Source organism: Streptomyces sp. NPDC096323 (assembly GCF_040302845.1).
Taxonomy (GTDB): domain Bacteria; phylum Actinomycetota; class Actinomycetes; order Streptomycetales; family Streptomycetaceae; genus Streptomyces.
The window spans coordinates 367429-384454 of the sequence record NZ_JBEOSI010000005.1 but is presented as its reverse complement, the minus strand read 5'-3'; the positions used below and the strand labels follow the sequence as shown (position 1 = coordinate 384454).

Annotated in this window: 21 protein-coding genes, 4 tRNA genes and 1 pseudogene; 18 read left to right on the top strand and 8 right to left on the bottom strand. The window is 69.6% G+C overall.

Going from position 1 to position 17026, the window contains the following annotated elements:
• Positions 1–109 precede the first annotated feature (109 nt).
• Entirely contained in the window at positions 110–385 is a 276-nt protein-coding gene (locus ABTX18_RS16680; protein ID WP_352123421.1) for a GlsB/YeaQ/YmgE family stress response membrane protein, read from the top strand.
• Between the two features lie 2 nt (positions 386–387).
• Here the strand turns inward: ABTX18_RS16680 and ABTX18_RS16675 are convergent, their stop codons facing one another.
• The 3 genes from ABTX18_RS16675 to ABTX18_RS16665 all read right to left on the bottom strand — a co-directional run bounded on the left by ABTX18_RS16675 (position 388) and on the right by ABTX18_RS16665 (position 2205).
• Positions 388–1062 carry an alpha-ketoglutarate-dependent dioxygenase AlkB family protein gene (locus tag ABTX18_RS16675; RefSeq protein ID WP_352123420.1) on the bottom strand — a complete coding sequence of 225 codons (675 nt, stop codon included), beginning with the start codon at positions 1060–1062 and terminating at the stop codon, positions 388–390.
• On the bottom strand, positions 1062–1568 hold the full coding sequence (locus tag ABTX18_RS16670) for a methylated-DNA--[protein]-cysteine S-methyltransferase (RefSeq protein ID WP_352123419.1): 507 nt from the start codon (positions 1566–1568) through the stop codon (positions 1062–1064). Before ABTX18_RS16670 ends, ABTX18_RS16675 begins: the two co-directional genes overlap by 1 nt.
• Positions 1569–1716: 148 nt before the next feature.
• On the bottom strand, positions 1717–2205 hold the full coding sequence (locus ABTX18_RS16665; protein ID WP_352123418.1) for a YajQ family cyclic di-GMP-binding protein: 489 nt from the start codon (positions 2203–2205) through the stop codon (positions 1717–1719).
• 215 nt (positions 2206–2420) lie between these two features.
• Here ABTX18_RS16665 and ABTX18_RS16660 point away from each other — a divergent pair.
• Positions 2421–2502 (top strand) — tRNA-Tyr (locus ABTX18_RS16660).
• A 75-nt stretch (positions 2503–2577) separates the two neighbouring features.
• Positions 2578–3024 (top strand): annotated as a pseudogene (locus tag ABTX18_RS35835) (2-thiouracil desulfurase family protein).
• 29 nt (positions 3025–3053) lie between these two features.
• Here ABTX18_RS35835 and ABTX18_RS16645 read toward each other — a convergent pair.
• Both ABTX18_RS16645 and ABTX18_RS16640 read right to left on the bottom strand, forming a co-directional pair.
• The gene (locus ABTX18_RS16645) at positions 3054–3710 is read right to left on the bottom strand and encodes an SDR family oxidoreductase (protein WP_352123416.1); all 657 of its coding nucleotides are present in this window, start codon (positions 3708–3710) and stop codon (positions 3054–3056) included.
• Positions 3711–3744: 34 nt separating this feature from the next.
• The gene (locus ABTX18_RS16640; RefSeq protein ID WP_352123415.1) at positions 3745–5022 is read right to left on the bottom strand and encodes an amidohydrolase family protein; all 1278 of its coding nucleotides are present in this window, start codon (positions 5020–5022) and stop codon (positions 3745–3747) included.
• Between the two features lie 279 nt (positions 5023–5301).
• Between ABTX18_RS16640 and ABTX18_RS16635 the strand changes: the two genes are divergently transcribed.
• From ABTX18_RS16635 to ABTX18_RS16610, 6 genes are all read left to right on the top strand, one after another.
• A tRNA-Thr gene (locus ABTX18_RS16635) sits at positions 5302–5374 on the top strand.
• Between the two features lie 46 nt (positions 5375–5420).
• A tRNA-Met gene (locus tag ABTX18_RS16630) sits at positions 5421–5493 on the top strand.
• An 89-nt stretch (positions 5494–5582) separates the two neighbouring features.
• Positions 5583–5747 carry a 50S ribosomal protein L33 gene (gene rpmG / locus ABTX18_RS16625; RefSeq protein ID WP_003956487.1) on the top strand — a complete coding sequence of 55 codons (165 nt, stop codon included), beginning with the start codon at positions 5583–5585 and terminating at the stop codon, positions 5745–5747.
• 118 nt (positions 5748–5865) lie between these two features.
• Positions 5866–6318, top strand: coding sequence for an FAS1-like dehydratase domain-containing protein (locus tag ABTX18_RS16620; protein WP_352123414.1), 453 nt, complete (start codon positions 5866–5868; stop codon positions 6316–6318).
• Positions 6318–6746: a MaoC family dehydratase gene (locus ABTX18_RS16615; RefSeq protein ID WP_352123413.1), complete on the top strand. Its 429-nt coding sequence runs from the start codon at positions 6318–6320 to the stop codon at positions 6744–6746. The genes ABTX18_RS16620 and ABTX18_RS16615 overlap by 1 nt, the downstream gene beginning before the upstream one ends.
• Before the next feature lie 139 nt (positions 6747–6885).
• On the top strand, positions 6886–7941 hold the full coding sequence (locus tag ABTX18_RS16610; RefSeq protein WP_352123412.1) for a UDP-N-acetylmuramate dehydrogenase: 1056 nt from the start codon (positions 6886–6888) through the stop codon (positions 7939–7941).
• Between the two features lie 17 nt (positions 7942–7958).
• On the opposite strand, the gene ABTX18_RS16605 is transcribed toward ABTX18_RS16610, so the two are convergent.
• Positions 7959–8594 (bottom strand): NAD(P)-dependent oxidoreductase, encoded by a 636-nt coding sequence (locus ABTX18_RS16605; RefSeq protein ID WP_352123411.1) that lies wholly within the window; start codon positions 8592–8594, stop codon positions 7959–7961.
• An 89-nt stretch (positions 8595–8683) separates the two neighbouring features.
• Here ABTX18_RS16605 and ABTX18_RS16600 point away from each other — a divergent pair, with 89 nt between their 5' ends.
• Positions 8684–9289, top strand: coding sequence for a TetR/AcrR family transcriptional regulator (locus tag ABTX18_RS16600; protein WP_352123410.1), 606 nt, complete (start codon positions 8684–8686; stop codon positions 9287–9289).
• Between the two features lie 12 nt (positions 9290–9301).
• Here the strand turns inward: ABTX18_RS16600 and ABTX18_RS16595 are convergent, their stop codons facing one another.
• A complete protein-coding gene (locus tag ABTX18_RS16595) occupies positions 9302–10324 on the bottom strand; it encodes an adenosine deaminase (protein WP_352123409.1) in 1023 nt (340 codons plus the stop codon).
• A gap of 134 nt (positions 10325–10458) precedes the next feature.
• A complete protein-coding gene (locus ABTX18_RS16590) occupies positions 10459–11685 on the bottom strand; it encodes a pyridoxal phosphate-dependent aminotransferase (protein ID WP_352123408.1) in 1227 nt (408 codons plus the stop codon).
• A gap of 235 nt (positions 11686–11920) precedes the next feature.
• Here ABTX18_RS16590 and ABTX18_RS16585 point away from each other — a divergent pair.
• The 8 genes from ABTX18_RS16585 to rplL all read left to right on the top strand — a co-directional run bounded on the left by ABTX18_RS16585 (position 11921) and on the right by rplL (position 16870).
• A tRNA-Trp gene (locus tag ABTX18_RS16585) sits at positions 11921–11993 on the top strand.
• Positions 11994–12099: 106 nt separating this feature from the next.
• Complete coding sequence (gene secE, locus ABTX18_RS16580; protein WP_073732696.1) at positions 12100–12387, top strand: preprotein translocase subunit SecE; 288 nt, start codon at positions 12100–12102, stop codon at positions 12385–12387.
• A 73-nt stretch (positions 12388–12460) separates the two neighbouring features.
• A complete protein-coding gene (gene nusG / locus ABTX18_RS16575) occupies positions 12461–13372 on the top strand; it encodes a transcription termination/antitermination protein NusG (RefSeq protein ID WP_352123407.1) in 912 nt (303 codons plus the stop codon).
• 176 nt (positions 13373–13548) lie between these two features.
• Positions 13549–13983, top strand: coding sequence for a 50S ribosomal protein L11 (rplK, locus tag ABTX18_RS16570; RefSeq protein ID WP_024494105.1), 435 nt, complete (start codon positions 13549–13551; stop codon positions 13981–13983).
• Between the two features lie 79 nt (positions 13984–14062).
• Positions 14063–14785: a 50S ribosomal protein L1 gene (rplA, locus tag ABTX18_RS16565; protein ID WP_123461041.1), complete on the top strand. Its 723-nt coding sequence runs from the start codon at positions 14063–14065 to the stop codon at positions 14783–14785.
• Between the two features lie 383 nt (positions 14786–15168).
• Entirely contained in the window at positions 15169–15558 is a 390-nt protein-coding gene (locus ABTX18_RS16560) for an SCO4651 family lipoprotein (protein WP_352123406.1), read from the top strand.
• Positions 15559–15845: 287 nt separating this feature from the next.
• The gene (gene rplJ, locus ABTX18_RS16555; RefSeq protein ID WP_352123405.1) at positions 15846–16403 is read left to right on the top strand and encodes a 50S ribosomal protein L10; all 558 of its coding nucleotides are present in this window, start codon (positions 15846–15848) and stop codon (positions 16401–16403) included.
• 83 nt (positions 16404–16486) lie between these two features.
• The gene (gene rplL / locus ABTX18_RS16550) at positions 16487–16870 is read left to right on the top strand and encodes a 50S ribosomal protein L7/L12 (protein ID WP_352123404.1); all 384 of its coding nucleotides are present in this window, start codon (positions 16487–16489) and stop codon (positions 16868–16870) included.
• The last annotated feature ends 156 nt before the right edge of the window (positions 16871–17026 follow it).

The following is a 17026-nucleotide window of genomic DNA, read 5'->3' as shown; positions in this document are numbered from 1 at the left end:
CACGCGTACGGCGAGCGGGGCACAGACAATTCACCACCGTGCTCCGCAACCACCCGACCGGCACCGACGTCTTGGATTCCAGGACCGAGTGACGGGTAGGTTGGCGCGCATGACCATTATCGGCTGGATCATCCTGGGACTCGTCGCAGGCGTCATCGCCAAGATCCTGCTGCCGGGACGCGACCCCGGCGGCCTCGTGGGCACCACCCTCATCGGGATCGTCGGCGCCTTCCTGGGCGGCTGGATAGCGACACGCTTCCTGGACCGCACGATCGACAACGAGGACTTCTTCGACCCGGCGACCTGGGTCTCGGCCATCGGCGGTTCACTCGTCCTGCTGATCGCCTACCGGCTGCTGTTCGGAAACTCCCGCGAACGCCGCTGACCTCACCCGCCCCCCGGAGCGCCGAGCCCCGTCTCGCGCAGCGTCAGATTGAGCCGGCCACCACTCATGCCCGTCCCCGGCACCGCTGTTCCGGGACGGATCCGCGGCACGCCGTGGAACGCGCACCGTGACGGCCCGCCGAAGACGAACAGATCCCCGGACGCCAACTCCACATCCGTGTAGGGCCGCCCCCGGTCCTCCGTGTTGCCGAACCGGAAGACACAGGTGTCACCGATGCTGAGCGACACGACGGGGGCGCCGGACCGTTCCTCCTTGTCCTGGTGCATGCCCATCCGTGCCGCGTCGTCATAGAAGTTGACCAGCGCGGCGTCCGGCGCGTACGCCCGTGCCACCGCACTCTCCGTTCCGTACGCCTCCGCAACCGCCGCCCGCCCCAGCTCCGCCAGCCACTCCGGGAACGGCAGCACCGGTGCACCGTTCACGTCGTCCGCGGTGCGCGTGTACCGGTACGGCTGCCAGTGCCACCCCAGGCACACGGTCCGCACCGACATCACCCCACCACCCGGCAGAGCCGTATGCCGCAACGGAACGGGCCCGCGCGCCCACGCACGGCACGCCGCCACCAACTCCCGCTGCCGCTCGGCCGGCAACCACTCAGGCACATGTACGGCACCCGGCGCTACCGCGGCCCGCGGCCGCGGGAACAGCCCGGTCATCAGCCCGCCGCCAGGGCGCCCTCAAGTCCCAGAAGCTGCTGCTTGCGCTCCAGGCCACCCGCGTACCCCCGCAGCGCCCCGTCCGCACCGATCACCCGGTGGCACGGCCGCACGACCAGAAGCGGATTGCGCCCGATCGCAGTCCCCACGGCCCGGACCCCCGCCCCGGAGGAACCGACGCGCTCGGCGATCTGCCCGTACGAGACCGTCTCCCCGTACGGAACACCATCCAGCGCGGCCCATACCCGGCGCTGGAAGTCGGTGCCCAGGCCGTCGGCGTACAGGACATCGAAGCGGGTCCGTCGCCCCTCGAAGTACTCCCGCAGCTGTACGGCGACCCTTTCGAAGGCCGCAGGCCGGTGCAGCCAGCCCTCCTGAACGACCGCAGCACCCTTCTGGCCCGGCAGCGAGAGCGAGACGAGCGCGACCCCCGCCGTTCCCGCGGCCTCCTCGCCGACCAGCAGCAGTGCGCCCAGCGGGCTGTCGACCGTCGCGTACATGGTCATGACTCGTCCCTCTCCTCGTCCGTCGGCCCACCGGATCGCCGGCTGCCACGGACCAGTCTGTGCCGCCCGAACCGCCGCGACCGGCGGTATTCGGACATGCAGTCCGGGCCCGGAGCGACGCGTTCCACCCGGCCCGGACCGCCGCGTCCTACCGGTAGTTCGCGAACTGGACGTCGAAGTCGAAGTCCTGGCCCTTCAGCAGCGCCTGCACGGCCTGCAGGTCGTCCCGGCTCTTCGAGCTGACCCGCAGCTCATCGCCCTGGACCTGCGCCTTGACGCCCTTGGGACCCTCGTCACGAATGATCTTCGCGACCTTCTTGGCGTTCTCCTGGGAGATGCCTTCCTCGATCGTGCAGAACAGCTTGTACTCCTTGCCGGACAACTGCGGCTCGCCCGCGTCCAGCGACTTCAGCGAGATGCCGCGCTTGATCAGCTTGGACTGGAAGATGTCGAGGATCGCCTTGACCCGCTCCTCGCCGTTCGCCTCCATCAGGATCTTCTCGCCGGACCAGGAGATCGACGCCCCGGTGCCCTTGAAGTCGTAGCGCTGGGAGATCTCCTTGGCGGCCTGGTTGAGGGCGTTGTCGACCTCCTGCCGCTCGACCTTCGAGACGATGTCGAAACTGGAGTCGGCCATGACGTGTGGCTCCTTGTATCGGGGTGCTGGAAAGGGGTTGCTTACGCGGGCGGGCGCGGAGCCCTTCAGGCACCACACCGCCCACCAAGCCTAGCCACCCGCGCCCGTCCCGGACGCGGGTCAATCCAGTGGCGTAGCACCCCTGCGCATCAGGTATCGTTTACGTCGTTGCCACAGAGCGCCGCCGCAAGGCGGGTCTCACGGCAACATCCCTTGGCGGTGTGCCCGAGTGGCCAAAGGGAGCAGACTGTAAATCTGCCGGCTCAGCCTACCCAGGTTCGAACCCTGGCGCCGCCACATAGCAAGGCCCCCGTCCCTCGGACGGGGGCCTTCTCTGTTGTGCGACGCCGTGCTGTGACGAGGGGCGCGAACATGGAATCCGTGCCGGTCAGCGCATGTCTGCGGGGGTGCCCTGCCGGTTCGACGGGCGGGGCAGGGCTTCGGCGGAGATGACCGCCACCCTCGGCGGGCGGGCGCCCGTCGCCTTCCGCCCCGAGGTCGCCGCGGGACTGCCCACGCCCCGCCGCCCCGCCGAGATCGTCGGCGGCGACGGACACGACGTGCTGACGGCCGGGCCCCTGTCGTGGACAACACCGGACGCGATGTGACCGACGCTTTCGCGCAAGGCGCCAGGCGGGCGCTGGAGGCCGCGCACGGGGCGGGCTGCACCCAGGCACTGCTCATGGCCCGCAGCCCTTCCGGCGGGCGCGGCACGGTTCATGACGGTACGTTCGCCGGCGCGCTGCGCGAGGCGACGGGGTCACCGCCGCCCTGCTGGAGCGGCACGGTATCGCCGTCCGCCCCGCGACCGGCGACTGACCGGGCCGCGGTCCCTCGCGGCCGCGGCGTCAGTTCCCCGCGATGTCCTTCACCGCCACCGACACCGGGACGTTGCCCGAGATCAGTTCCAGGGTCAGGCCCGCCGTCGCCGGGGTGTCCAGCAGTTCCACGAGCGCCGCCGCGACGTCGTCGCGGGGGACCGGGCCGCGGCCGGTCGACGCCGCGAGCAGGACCTGGCCGGTGCCCGCGTCGTTGGTCAGCATTCCGGGGCGCAGGATCGTCCAGTCGAGGGCCGCCTGCGCGCGCACGTACGCGTCCGCCGCACCCTTGGCCCGCAGGTAGACGTCGAACACCTCGTCGCCGGGGTGGTCCGGGTCCGCGCCCATGGACGACACCACGAGGTAACGCCGCACCCCCGCCCGCTGTGCCGCGTCCGCGAAGAGCACCGCGGCGCCGCGGTCCACCGTGTCCTTGCGGTCCGTGCCGCTGTTGGGGCCCGCTCCGGCCGCGAAGACCGCCGCGTCGGCGCCGCGCAGCACCTCGGCGGCCTCCTCCACCGTGGCCGATTCGAGGTCCAGGACCACGGGTTCGGCGCCCGCGGCCCGGAGGTCCTCGCTCTGCTGCGGATTGCGGATGACGCCCACCGCCTCGTCCCCGCGCGCAGCGAGCAGCCGCTCCAGCCGCAGCGCGATCTGACCATGTCCACCTGCGATGACAATGCGCATGCAGTCGACGGTACGCCGTGGGGCGGCGCCGCGCTCAAGGCCCGCCGCCTGTCCCGGAATCCGGTCTTCCCTGGCGCGGCAGTCCGAACGAGCCGCCCGTCTCCGAGTCGCAGTACTCGCGTACCGCGCTGGTCCGGGCGACGACCCGGCCGCGGTGGACCACGATGCGGCTGTACGCCAGTGAGAGCACCCCGGCCAGCCGTTCCCCGCGTACGGCGAGCAGTTCGGCGGGGAAGCCCGCCTCGACGCGTACCTCGGGGAGGCCCATGGCCCGTCTGGCCTCCGTGGAGACGGCCTCGTAGGCGTGCTCGGCCCGCAGCCCGCTCTGTGACGCCAGCAGGAAGGCGGCCTCCAGCGGGTCGCCGCGCCCCACCGGGTTGGCGAGGTCGCGCAGCGCCCCGCTGCCCGCCGCGACCCGCACCCCGGCCGCGCGCAGCAGGCGTACGGGGGCGGCGCCCCGGCGCTCGGCTCCGCAGCAGCCGCCCTGGGGGAGGCAGACGACGGTCACACCGGCTGCGGCGAGCTGGTCGGCGGCGCGGGCGGCGGCCTCGTCGGGAAGGCGGGAGAGGCCGGCGCAGGGGCCGATGGAGACCTCCTGCCGCATTCCGCCCGCCATCGCGGCGAACCGGGCCAGCCGGGCCGGGTCGTCACTGTCCGTGTGCAGGTCGACGGGGCAGCCGTGCTCGGCGGCGACCTCCAGGACGGCCTCCGCGTACCCCGCCGGGTCGGGGTCCAGGTCCGGGCAGCCGCCGACCGCCCCGGCGCCCATCTTCAGCGCGTCGCGGAGCATCGCCAGGTTGCCGGCGCCCGCGACGCCGGTGAGCAGCCGGGGGACGGCGACGGCGGACAGGTCGGCGAGTCCGCGCAGCGAGCGGCGGGCCTGGAGGACGGCTTCGAGGGTGCCGAGGCCCTGTATGTCGCCGATGCGTACGTGGGAGCGCAGGGCGGTCGCGCCGTGGCCGAGTTGCAGCAACGCGGCCTCGGTGGCGCGGCGCTGGATTTCGTCGGGGTGCTGGGAGGCGGGTCCGGGGGCGTCGGTTCCGGTGCCGTCCGCGGTGAGCGCGGTGTCGCTGTGGGCGTGGGGTTCGGCGGGGGCGGGGAGCAGGAGGTAGCCGCGCAGGTCCACGCGGGCGCCGGGTGCGACGAGGCTGCCGGCGGTGCCGACGGCCTCGATGCGGCTGCCGCCGAGCCGTACGTCGACCAGGCGGCCGTCGGCGAGGCGGGCGCCGCAGAGGGTCAGCGTGGAGCTCTCCGGGCCGCCTGTGGCGTCGGCCGCGTGGTCGTCCGGCTGCCGCGGCTGACTGTCGGGCATCGCGGCTCCTGGAAGGGGGGCAAGATCACGCAGAGTGAGACGAGCCTAGGGCTGTGCCCGGTCCGGTTCGAGGAGGAGCGAAATAGTCGTACCGGTGCGGTCCAGTGGTGCGTGCGGGGCCGGGGCCTGCGCATGGGGCCGGGGATGGAGGAGTGGCTGATCAAGGGGCTGGAGCGGGGCCGGCGGGGGGCTCGGAGCCGTACCGATCAAGGGCTCGGGGCGGGGCTTCGAAACGGATTTGGGCGATCGGCGACCGAGCGTGTAATGTCTTCATCGCTCGCCCCAATAGCTCAGTCGGTAGAGCGTCTCCATGGTAAGGAGAAGGTCTGCGGTTCGATTCCGCATTGGGGCTCTGGTGATCGGGAAACCCCGCTTCGGCGGGGGGACTCAGTCATCAAAGCGGTGTAGCTCAGTCGGTAGAGCAAGCGGCTCATAATCGCTGTGTCACCGGTTCAAGTCCGGTCACCGCTACTAACAGTAGCCGATTGTGGGGTCGGTCCTCCGATCGGCTACTCTTTTTTTGCGTTCATCCGTCCACCGTCCGTCCAAGGAGCACTCACGTGGCTGCCACCGACGTCCGCCCGAAGATCACGCTGGCCTGCGTGGAGTGCAAGGAGCGGAACTACATCACCAAGAAGAACCGGCGTAACAACCCGGACCGACTTGAGATGAAGAAGCATTGCCCGCGCTGCAACTCGCACACTGCGCACCGCGAAACGCGCTGAATCAGGCTCGTACACGAGGCCGTCCCCATTGGGGGCGGCCTCGTGTCGTTGTATGTACCGGGCCGCAACTCCACTGCACTGCGGCCCCTTCGTCATTCATCAGGGAGGTTGCGAGCTCATGGCGCTCGACCAGTCCTTCGTGGGGCGGACCTATCCGCCCACCCCGGCGTACGAGGTCGGCCGGGAGAAGATCCGAGAATTCGCCGAGGCGGTGGGCGACACCAATCCCGCCTACGTCGACCCCGAGGCGGCCAAGGCGCTCGGTCACAGCGATGTGATCGCGCCCCCGACCTTCGTGTTCTCGATCACTTTCAAGGCCGCCGGGCAGGTGGTGCGTGATCCGCAGCTGGGTCTGGACTACAGCCGGGTGGTGCACGGTGACCAGAAGTTCGCCTACGTGCGTCCGGTGCGGGCGGGGGACCGGCTGACGGTCACCTCGACGATCGAGGCGGTCAAGTCCATGGCGGGAAACGACATCGTGGACATCCGTGGCGAGGTCCACGACGAGTCCGGTGAGCATGTCGTGACGGCCTGGACGAAGCTGGTGGCGCGCGGCGCCGAGGAGGCGTGATGACGGCGAAGGTGAGTTACGACTCGGTCGAGGTCGGTACGGAGCTGCCGCCGCAGACCTTTCCGGTCACCCGCGCGATGCTGGTGCAGTACGCGGGCGCCTCGGGCGACTTCAACCCGATCCACTGGAACGAGAAGTTCGCGCGCGAGGTCGGGCTGGAGGATGTGATCGCCCACGGCATGTTCACCATGGCCGAGGCGATCCGGGTGGTCACGGACTGGGCCGGCGATCCGGGTTCGGTCGTCGAGTACGGGGTGCGGTTCACCAAGCCCGTCGTCGTGCCCAACGACGACAAGGGCGCGCTGATCGAGGTCAGCGGCAAGGTGGCCGCACTGCTGGACGACAGGCGCGTGCGGGTCGACCTGACGGCCATGAATGACGGCAAGAAGGTGCTGGGCATGTCCCGTGCCGTGGTGCAGCTCGGCTGACTTTCACCGGCAGGTGCGTAGGACTTTCACCGGCAGGTGGGTAAGGGGCGTGGTCCATGGGGCCACGCCCCTTACACGTGGCGCGGGGGCCGGGCTCCTCGCTCGTGGGGGCGGAGGCGCGGACCGTACTCTTGTCCCCGTGCAGGAACTCCACGACGCGCCCCTCGCCCCCCTGACCACCTTCCGGCTCGGCGGCCCCGCCACCCGCCTCCTCACCGCGACGACCGACGCCGAAGTGGTCGAGGCCGTGCGCGAGGCCGACGACTGCGGCACCCCGCTCCTGGTCATCGGCGGCGGCAGCAATCTGGTGATCGGCGACAAGGGCTTCGAAGGCACCGCCCTGCGCATCGCGACCAAGGGCTTCGTGCTGGACGGGGCGTCGCTCGAGCTGGCTGCCGGAGAGGTCTGGACGGACGCCGTCAGCCGCAGTGTGGACGCCGGACTGGCGGGCCTCGAATGCCTCGCCGGCATCCCCGGCTCCGCGGGAGCGACGCCGATCCAGAACGTCGGGGCATACGGACAGGAGGTGTCGGCCACCATCACGGAGGTCGTCGCCTACGACCGGCACACCCGGGAAACGGTCACCATCCCGAACTCCGAGTGCGCCTTCGCGTACCGGCACAGCCGTTTCAAGGCCGAACCCGACCGGTTCGTGGTGCTGCGCGTCCGCTTCGGGCTGGAAGAGGCGGGTGGCCTGTCCGCGCCCCTCAAGTACCCCGAAACGGCACGCGCCATGGGCGTTGCGGAGGGCGAACGCGTTCCCGCCGCGGCCGCCCGCGAAACCGTCCTGCGGCTCCGGGCCGGCAAGGGCATGGTGCTCGACCCGGAGGACCACGACACCTGGTCGGCCGGGTCCTTCTTCACCAACCCGATCCTGGACCCGGCACAGTTCGAGGAGTTCCGCGCCCGGGTGGCGGAACGCCTCGGCCCGGACGTGACGCCCCCCGCCTTCCCCGCGGGCGGGGGACGCACCAAGACCTCGGCTGCCTGGCTCATCGACCGGGCCGGTTTCACCAAGGGATACGGCTCCGGTCCGGCCCGTATCTCCACCAAGCACACCCTCGCCCTCACCAACCGGGGCGCGGCGAGCACCGAGGACCTGCTGGCCCTGGCCCGCGAGGTCGTCGCCGGGGTCGAGGCCGCCTTCGGCGTCACGCTCGTCAACGAGCCGGTGACCGTCGGCGTGAGCCTGTAAGGGGCAGTACGCAAGGGTCAGTACGCCACGCCCACCCCCTGCTTCACCGACGCCGGGTCGTCGATCAGCGCGAGCATCGCGTGCGCCACGTCGGCCCGGGAGATGGAGCGGCCGCTGCGCGGGTTGCTGCCGATGACCGTCCGGTAGACGCCGGTCAGCGGCCCGTTCGTGAGCTTCGGGGGACGTACCGACGTCCAGTCCGTGGCGGAGGCGGCCAGTGCGGCCTCCATGGCGGTGAGGTCGGCGTAGACCTCCTTCAGAATCGCGCCGATCGCCCCGAGCATCATCCGGTCGAGCAGCGGGTCGTCCGCGGGTTTTGGGGCGACCGGGGCCGCGCTCACCACGAGCAGGCGCCGGGTGCCCTCCGCCTCCATGGCCGTCAGTACGCTCCGGGTCAGCCGCTCGGCGATCCCGCCGGCCTTCCGGCCCCGTGAGCCCAGGCCGGAGAGCACCGCGTCGCGGCCCGCGACCGCCTCCCGCAACGCCTCCGGGTCGTCGATCCGGGCCGCGGTGTGGACGGTGAGGCCGGAGAGCGGCACCGGCAGCCGCGCGGGATCGCGGACCACCGCCGTCACCTCGTGCCCCGCCGCCACCGCCTGGCGGACGATCTCCTGCCCGATGCCGCCTGTCGCGCCGAACACTGTGAGCTTCATGGGCGCACCCTCCTAGGGTGGGTAAGTGTTCACTCACCCTCTAGAGTGAGTGGGTACTCACCCCGTCGTCAAGCTTCATTGGAGTGCACATGGAGCAGAAGCCGGCCCGCGCCCGCATCCTCGACGCCGCCCACCGGCTGATGTTGACCATCGGACTGGCCCGGGCCACCACCAAGGAGATCGCCAAGGCCGCCGGCTGCTCGGAGGCCGCGCTCTACAAGCACTTCGCGAGCAAGGAGGAGCTCTTCGTCGCGGTGCTGAAGGAGCGGCTGCCCGAGATCGGCGGAGTTCTGAAGCGGCTGATGACCGACCCGGGGGAGGGGGAGCACACGGTGGAGCAGAACCTCACCGAAATCGCCCGCGAGGCCACCCTCTTCTACGAGCAGAGCTTCCCGATCGCCGCGTCCCTGTATGCCGAGCCGAAACTCAAGGAGCGCCACGACGCGGCGATGCGCGAGTTGGGGACCGGTCCCCACGTGCCGATCCGCGGCGTCGACGCGTATCTGCGCGCCGAACAGGCCGCGGGCCGGGTGCGGGCAGGAGTCGACACCTACGCCGCCGCCTCCCTGCTGCTCGGGGCCTGCGCTCAGCGGGCCTTCGCCTACCACGCCACGGAGACCGGCGGGCCGCCGCAGCCCCTCGATGCCTTCGCCGCCTCGATCGCCCGGATGCTGTGGAGCGGGCTCGCGGGGTAGCGGCGCGGCGCGTCAGCCCGCCGGCTTGGCCAGCCAGTCGTCGACGCCCGCCAGGAGCCTGGTGCGCACCGCGTCGGGCGCCGCGGAACCCCGTACCGACTGGCGCGCCAGTTCGGCCAGTTCCTCGTCGGTGAACGCGTGATGGTGCCGTACGAGGTCGTACTGCGCGGCCAGGCGGGACCCGAAGAGGAGCGGGTCGTCCGCGCCGAGCGCCATCGGCACCCCGGCATCGAACAGGGTGCGCAGGGGTACGTCGGAAGGCTTCTCGTAGACGCCGAGCGCCACGTTCGACGCCGGGCAGACCTCGCATGTCACCCCGCTCTCCGCGAGCCTGCGCAGCAGCCGCGGGTCCTCGGCGGCGCGCACCCCGTGCCCGACCCGCGAGGCGTCGAGGTCGTCCAGGCAGTCGCGGACGCTGGAGGGGCCCGACAGCTCACCGCCGTGCGGGGCCGCCAGCAGGCCGCCCTCCCGGGCGATGGCGAAGGCCCGGTCGAAGTCACGGGCCATGCCGCGCCGCTCGTCGTTGGAGAGCCCGAAACCGACGACGCCCCGGTCCGCGTACCGCACCGCGAGCCGTGCCAGCGTTCTGGCGTCCAGCGGGTGCTTCATCCGGTTGGCGGCGATCACCACCCGGATCGGCAGCCGGGTCTCGCGGGAGGCGCTGTCCACCGCGTCCAGGATGATCTCGATCGCCGGAATGAGCCCGCCGAGCAGCGGCGCGTACGACGTGGGGTCGACCTGGATCTCCAGCCAGCCGGAACCGTCCGCCACGTCCTCCTCGGCGGCCTCGCGCACCAGCCGCTGGATGTCGTCGGCGGTCCGCAGACAGGACCGGGCGATGTCGTAGAGCCGCTGGAAGCGGAACCAGCCGCGCTCGTCCGTCGCCCGCAGCTTGGGGGGCTCACCGCTGGTCAGCGCCTCGGGAAGCCGCACGCCGTACTTGTCGGCGAGTTCGAGCAGCGTCGTGGGCCGCATCGACCCGGTGAAATGCAGGTGCAGGTGGGCCTTCGGCAACAGCCGTACATCACGCTCCATCCATGGATCTTGCCGCACGGACGGGGCGCCGCGGTAGCCGGTTTCCCCATCGAGTTGCCAATCGAACGAATGCGCGAACACGAAAGCGACCCCCGGCCGGAACCGAGGGTCGCCATCGCAGAATCCGGGAGGTACTAGACCTTGGCCTCGCCCAGCAGCTTCTGGAGCCGCGAGACGCCCTCGACGAGGTCGTCGTCACCCAGCGCGTAGGACAGGCGCAGGTAGCCCGGGGTGCCGAAGGCCTCGCCCGGTACGACCGCGACCTCGGCCTCGTCCAGGATGAGCGCCGCCAGCTCGACCGAGGTGGCCGGGCGCTTGCCGCGGATCTCCTTGCCGAGCAGCTCCTTCACCGACGGGTACGCGTAGAACGCGCCCTCGGGCTCCGGGCACAGCACGCCGTCGATCTCGTTGAGCATCCGCACGATGGTCTTCCGGCGCCGGTCGAAGGCGGTGCGCATCTCGGCGACCGCGTCCAGGTTCCCGGAGACGGCGGCCAGCGCGGCGACCTGGGCCACGTTGGAGACGTTGGAGGTGGCGTGCGACTGCAGGTTCGTCGCCGCCTTCACCACGTCCTTGGGGCCGACGATCCACCCGACGCGCCAGCCGGTCATGGCGTACGTCTTGGCGACGCCGTTGACCACGATGCACTTGTCGCGCAGCTCGGGCACGATCGCCGGCAGCGAGGTGAACGTCGCGTCGCCGTAGACCAGGTGCTCGTAGATCTCGTCGGTCAGCACCCACAGGCCGTGCTCGACGGCCCACTTGCCGATCGCCTCCGCGTCCGCCTCGCTGTAGACCGCACCGGTCGGGTTCGAGGGGGAGACGAACAGGACGACCTTCGTACGCTCCGTGCGCGCCGCCTCCAGCTGCTCCACGGAGACCCGGTAGCCGGTGGTCTCGTCGGCGACGACCTCCACCGGTACGCCGCCGGCGAGGCGGATCGACTCGGGGTAGGTGGTCCAGTACGGCGCCGGGACGATGACCTCGTCACCCGGGTCGAGGATCGCGGCGAAGGCCTCGTAGATGGCCTGCTTGCCGCCGTTGGTCACCAGGATCTGGGAGGCGTCGACCTCGTAACCGGAGTCACGCAGCGTCTTCTCGGCGATGGCGGCCTTGAGCTCGGGGAGCCCGCCCGCAGGGGTGTAGCGGTGGTACTTCGGGTTGCGGCAGGCCTCGACCGCGGCGTCGACGATGTAGCCGGGGGTCGGGAAGTCGGGCTCGCCCGCGCCGAAGCCGATCACCGGACGGCCGGCGGCCTTGAGGGCCTTGGCCTTGGCGTCGACGGCGAGGGTGGCGGACTCGGAGATGGCACCGATGCGGGCCGAGACCCGGCGCTCGGAGGGAGAAGTAGCAGCGCTCATGCCCCCCATGCTCCCAGACCGTATTCCCCGTCGGCACAGGGGTTTCAGGGACCGGACAGCACTCGGACAGCATGCGGACAGACGGCCGTGCAGCATCGGACAAGAACGGTCGGGAGCTATCTGTTCGACGCCGGGCCGCTGAGCACGTACACTCACCTGTCGTTGGCCTTCACCAGCCGCACCGTTCCTGCACCCGGGCCTCCCGGGACATGCGGTAGGTTGGTGGACACCACAAAGGGTCGTAGCTCAATTGGTAGAGCACTGGTCTCCAAAACCAGCGGTTGGGGGTTCAAGTCCCTCCGGCCCTGCTACACACTCCTTCGCCAGGATGTGTGCGCATGTACGTACTTCAATGCACCGCCGTGCGGCTCCACCGGGCGCGGCACGGCCATGACCCGGAATCAGGTGAGAAGCGTGACGGACGCCGTGGGCTCCATCGACATGCCTGATGCCGAGGATGAAGTCCCCGAGTCGAAGAAGAAGACCCGGAAGGGCGGCAAGCGCGGCAAGAAGGGCCCTCTGGGTCGTCTCGCGCTGTTCTACCGCCAGATCGTCGCGGAACTCCGCAAGGTCGTCTGGCCCACGCGCAATCAGCTGACGACCTACACCTCAGTGGTGATTGTGTTCGTGGTCGTCATGATTGGTCTTGTTACCGTGATTGACTTCGGATTCCAGCGGGTCATCAAGTACGTCTTCGGCTGATCCCGCGGAGGGCGCCTCATGGGCGCCCCTTTCGCATGTTCCACCCATTTGTATCCAGGAAGAAGCAGCCACCGTGTCTGACCCGAACCTGAACGACGCCGTCGAGCCGACGGCGGGCGCCTTCGAGTCCGCCGAGGACGAGCTCGACATCGTCGAGGCGGCGGACGCTGTGGAGCCGGACCAGGCTGAAGCTGCCGACGACGCCGCGGGCGAGCCCGCCGAGCAGGCCGCCGTGGAAACCGAGGAGTCCGACGAAGCCGATGAGGCCGTCGAGGCCGAAACCGGTGACGACGAGGACGAGAGCCCCGAGGCCGAAGAGGCTGCTGACGAGGCCGCCGACGAGGAAGAGGCCGAGCCGGCCGAGCCCGTCGACGCCGTCACCGCCCTGCGCGAGGAGCTCCGCACCCTCCCGGGCGAGTGGTACGTCATCCACACGTACGCCGGTTACGAGAAGCGCGTGAAGGCCAACCTGGAGCAGCGTGCCGTCTCGCTGAACGTGGAGGAGTTCGTCTATCAGGCCGAGGTGCCTGAGGAGGAAATCGTCCAGATCAAGAACGGCGAGCGCAAGAACGTCCGGCAGAACAAGCTCCCGGGTTACGTCCTGGTGCGCATGGACCTGACGAACGAGTCCTGGGGCGTCGTCCGCAACACGCCCGGCGTCACCGGCTTCGTGGGCAACGCCTACGACCCGTACCCGCTGACCCTGGACGAGATCGTCAAGATGCTCGCCCCCGAGGCCGAGGAGAAGGCAGCCCGCGAGGCGGCCGAGGCCGAGGGCAAGCCGGCTCCGTCCCGCAAGGTCGAGGTCCAGGTGCTGGACTTCGAGGTCGGCGACTCCGTCACCGTCACCGACGGCCCGTTCGCGACGCTGCAGGCGACGATCAACGAGATCAACGCCGACTCGAAGAAGGTCAAGGGTCTCGTCGAGATCTTCGGCCGTGAGACCCCGGTCGAGCTCAGCTTCGACCAGATCCAGAAGAACTAGCGCTTCCCGCCAGCTTCTGGACACATGCCTACCGAGCAGGTCAGACCGGCTGTCACAGCAGGTCTGACCTGCTCGGTTTTTGGTCGCGCAGCTATACCCGTTATCGTTGTGCGGTATGCCTGCATCCGGATGACCGGATGACGGCGAAAACTCTCACTAGGACCCGGAGAGAGCACATGCCTCCCAAGAAGAAGAAGGTCACGGGGCTTATCAAGCTCCAGATCAACGCCGGTGCGGCGAACCCGGCTCCGCCGGTCGGTCCCGCACTGGGCCAGCACGGCGTCAACATCATGGAGTTCTGCAAGGCCTACAACGCCGCGACCGAGTCGCAGCGTGGCATGGTCGTGCCGGTGGAGATCACGGTCTACGACGACCGCTCCTTCACCTTCATCACCAAGACTCCGCCGGCCGCCAAGCTGATCCTCAAGGCCGCGGGTGTGGACAAGGGCTCCGGCGAGCCGCACAAGACCAAGGTTGCCAAGCTGACGGCCGCCCAGGTCCGCGAGATCGCCACGACGAAGCTCCCCGACCTGAACGCCAATGACCTCGACGCCGCGTCGAAGATCATCGCCGGCACCGCCCGTTCCATGGGCATCACGGTCGAAGGCTGATTCAGCCCCACCCCCTCAGTGGTAGGACCAAGCGCTGGTCCGCACCACGACTCCACACTCTTAAACCACAGGAGTAGAAGTGAAGCGCAGCAAGAACCTCCGCGCTGCGGACGCCAAGATCGACCGGGCGCGTAACTACGCCCCCCTCGAGGCAGTCCGTATCGCCAAGGACACCGCCTCCACGAAGTTCGACAGCACCGTCGAGGTCGCGTTTGCCCTGGGTGTTGACCCTCGCAAGGCCGACCAGATGGTCCGTGGCACCGTGAACCTCCCGCACGGCACCGGCAAGACCGCCCGGGTCCTGGTCTTCGCGACCGGTGACCGTGCTGCGGCCGCGGAAGCCGCGGGCGCCGACATCGTCGGCGCCGACGAGCTCATCGACGAGGTGGCGAAGGGCCGTCTGGACTTCGACGCCGTCGTCGCGACCCCGGACCTCATGGGCAAGGTCGGCCGCCTCGGCCGCGTGCTCGGTCCGCGTGGTCTGATGCCGAACCCGAAGACCGGCACCGTCACCCCCGATGTCGTGAAGGCTGTCAACGACATCAAGGGCGGCAAGATCGAGTTCCGCGTCGACAAGCACTCGAACCTGCACTTCATCATCGGCAAGACCTCGTTCGACGAGACCAAGCTGGTGGAGAACTACGCAGCGGCGCTGGACGAGATCCTCCGTCTGAAGCCGTCCGCCGCCAAGGGCCGCTACATCAAGAAGGCCACGCTGGCCACCACGATGGGCCCCGGCATCCCGCTGGACTCCAACCGCACCCGTAACCTCCTCGTCGAGGAGGACCCGGCGTCCGTCTGAGCCTCCGCGCTCGTACGACCGCCGCGTCACGTGTGACATGGACGGGCCCCGCAACCTTTCGAGGTGCGGGGCCCGTCCTCGTATATACGGATCAGTGGCTTGTCGGAGCCGTGCGTCGTGGCTGTGGCGGCGGCGCTGACGTCGGTCGGGGCCTGCGGAGGACCGGACGACGACGGCACGACCCGGGGCAAGGGCGAGGCGGGACCCGGGGCAAGGGCGAGGCGGGACCCGGGGCAAGGGCGAGGCGGAGAGCCGCGGCACCGGCGTGGTGAAGACCAACGCGATCGCCGCGCTGCTCGACGTGCAGAAGAAGACCGGCGCGGCGAGCTCGGCGAAGGTCGAGGGAACCATGGTCACCGGAGAACACCTCCCCGAGTCAGGGAGTGAATTCGCTACTGGCCTCCGGCAAGGTGAAGGAGGTCGGCAATGAGCAGGCCCGCGGTGTCGCCACCACGCACTACTCCGGCACGGTCGACGTCGCCGAGCTGACCGCGAGGACGTCGAAGCTGGATGCCGGTCAGCTGGCCGCTCTCAAGAAGCAGCTCACCGACTCCGGGATCACGACGGAGACCATCGACATCTGGGGCGACGAGAACGACCTGCTCGTGAAGAAGAGCGAGCGCGGGCAGATGAAGACCGGCGAGCTCAACTCGACCGTGTTCTACAGCGACTACGGCACCAAGGTCTCGGTCGAGCGGCCGCCTGTCGGCGAGACCATCGGGTTCAAGGAGCTGCTCCAGCAGCAGCAGGGCGCGGCCGGCGCTGCCTCGTAAAGGGGTCGCTCAAACCTTCCGGACCGCCCGAACCGGGACGGATTTGCCCGGCGCGACCCCTGTCGCGTATTCTTCTGCAGAAGCCAAAGACCGCTGGTCGTTGCTCGGAACCCGCAAGGGGGACGGCAACCGAAGGATCCGTTGAATACGGACGACCTGCGCAGGTGACTGTGGAAAGGCTCCCGGATTTCATTCGGTCGAGCTTCGCCCTGGCGCCTGCGCCGGGGCGTTTCGTCTTTTCCGGGCCCTTTTGAGCGGTCCTCATCACCCGGAAGGAGGCCACGCTCATGGCAAGGCCCGACAAGGCTGCAGCGGTAGCCGAGCTCGCGGACCAGTTCCGCAGCTCGAACGCCGCCGTGCTGACCGAGTACCGGGGCCTCACCGTGGCACAGCTCAAGCAGCTGCGCCGTTCGCTCGGTGAGAACGCCCAGTACGCCGTGGTGAAGAACACGCTGACCAAGATCGCGGCCAACGAGGCCGGGATCGACACGCTGGACGACCTGTTCGCAGGTCCGACGGCGGTTGCCTTCGTCACCGGTGACCCGGTGGAGTCGGCGAAGGGTCTTCGTGACTTCGCCAAGGAGAACCCCAACCTCATCATCAAGGGCGGTGTCCTTGACGGTAAGGCGCTGTCCGCCGATGAGATCAAGAAGCTCGCGGACCTCGAGTCCCGCGAGGTTCTGCTCGCCAAGCTGGCCGGTGCCATGAAGGGCAAGCAGACTCAGGCTGCGCAGCTCTTCCAGGCTCTGCCGTCGAAGTTCGTCCGCACCGCGGAAGCGCTTCGTGCCAAGCGGGAAGAGCAGGGCGGTGCCGGTACTCCGGCTCCCGCCGAGGCCGCCGAGTAATTTCGCTCAGCGGTCCAGCGGGCTCCACGTACGCCCGCCGACATATACATCCGGCACCTGCCGAATAGTGGAAGGACGCCATCATGGCGAAGCTCAGCCAGGAAGACCTGCTCGCTCAGTTCGAGGAGCTCACCCTCATCGAGCTCTCCGAGTTCGTTAAGGCCTTCGAGGAGAAGTTCGACGTCACCGCCGCCGCGGCCGTCGCCGTTGCCGGCCCCGCCCAGGGTGGCCCCGCCGCCGAGGCCGCTGAGGAGCAGGACGAGTTCGACGTCATCCTCACCGCCGCCGGTGACAAGAAGATCCAGGTCATCAAGGTCGTGCGTGAGCTGACCTCCCTCGGCCTGAAGGAGGCCAAGGACCTCGTCGACGGCGCCCCGAAGCCCGTCGTCGAGAAGGTCGCCAAGGAGGCCGCCGAGAAGGCTGCCGAGTCCCTCAAGGCCGCCGGCGCCTCCGTCGAGGTCAAGTGACCCTGCGAGTCTTCTGACTCGTCTGGACCCCCGTACCGCGAGGTACGGACGTCACATCGCGAAAGGCGATCACCCGTTCGGGTGGTCGCCTTTCGGCGTACCCGGGGCGGGTGCCTTGCTCTTCCCGTGGTGACGAGTATGGTGATCTTCGCCGTG

Bases quoted from the DNA above. Each gene is read 5' to 3' on its own strand.
- ABTX18_RS16675 (WP_352123420.1), bottom strand. From the start codon at position 1,062: ATGACCGGGCTGTTCCCGCGGCCGCGGGCCGCGGTAGCGCCGGGTGCC.
- ABTX18_RS16615 (WP_352123413.1), top strand. From the start codon at position 6,318: ATGACGGCGAAGGTGAGTTACGACTCGGTCGAGGTCGGTACGGAGCTG.
- rplJ (WP_352123405.1), top strand. From the start codon at position 15,846: ATGGCAAGGCCCGACAAGGCTGCAGCGGTAGCCGAGCTCGCGGACCAG.
- rplL (WP_352123404.1), top strand. From the start codon at position 16,487: ATGGCGAAGCTCAGCCAGGAAGACCTGCTCGCTCAGTTCGAGGAGCTC.
- ABTX18_RS16600 (WP_352123410.1), top strand. From the start codon at position 8,684: ATGGAGCAGAAGCCGGCCCGCGCCCGCATCCTCGACGCCGCCCACCGG.
- rplK (WP_024494105.1), top strand. From the start codon at position 13,549: ATGCCTCCCAAGAAGAAGAAGGTCACGGGGCTTATCAAGCTCCAGATC.
- ABTX18_RS16590 (WP_352123408.1), bottom strand. From the start codon at position 11,685: ATGAGCGCTGCTACTTCTCCCTCCGAGCGCCGGGTCTCGGCCCGCATC.
- ABTX18_RS16665 (WP_352123418.1), bottom strand. From the start codon at position 2,205: ATGGCCGACTCCAGTTTCGACATCGTCTCGAAGGTCGAGCGGCAGGAG.
- ABTX18_RS16645 (WP_352123416.1), bottom strand. From the start codon at position 3,710: ATGCGCATTGTCATCGCAGGTGGACATGGTCAGATCGCGCTGCGGCTG.
- ABTX18_RS16620 (WP_352123414.1), top strand. From the start codon at position 5,866: ATGGCGCTCGACCAGTCCTTCGTGGGGCGGACCTATCCGCCCACCCCG.
- ABTX18_RS16680 (WP_352123421.1), top strand. From the start codon at position 110: ATGACCATTATCGGCTGGATCATCCTGGGACTCGTCGCAGGCGTCATC.
- ABTX18_RS16670 (WP_352123419.1), bottom strand. From the start codon at position 1,568: ATGACCATGTACGCGACGGTCGACAGCCCGCTGGGCGCACTGCTGCTG.
- ABTX18_RS16605 (WP_352123411.1), bottom strand. From the start codon at position 8,594: ATGAAGCTCACAGTGTTCGGCGCGACAGGCGGCATCGGGCAGGAGATC.
- ABTX18_RS16595 (WP_352123409.1), bottom strand. From the start codon at position 10,324: ATGGAGCGTGATGTACGGCTGTTGCCGAAGGCCCACCTGCACCTGCAT.
- ABTX18_RS16640 (WP_352123415.1), bottom strand. From the start codon at position 5,022: ATGCCCGACAGTCAGCCGCGGCAGCCGGACGACCACGCGGCCGACGCC.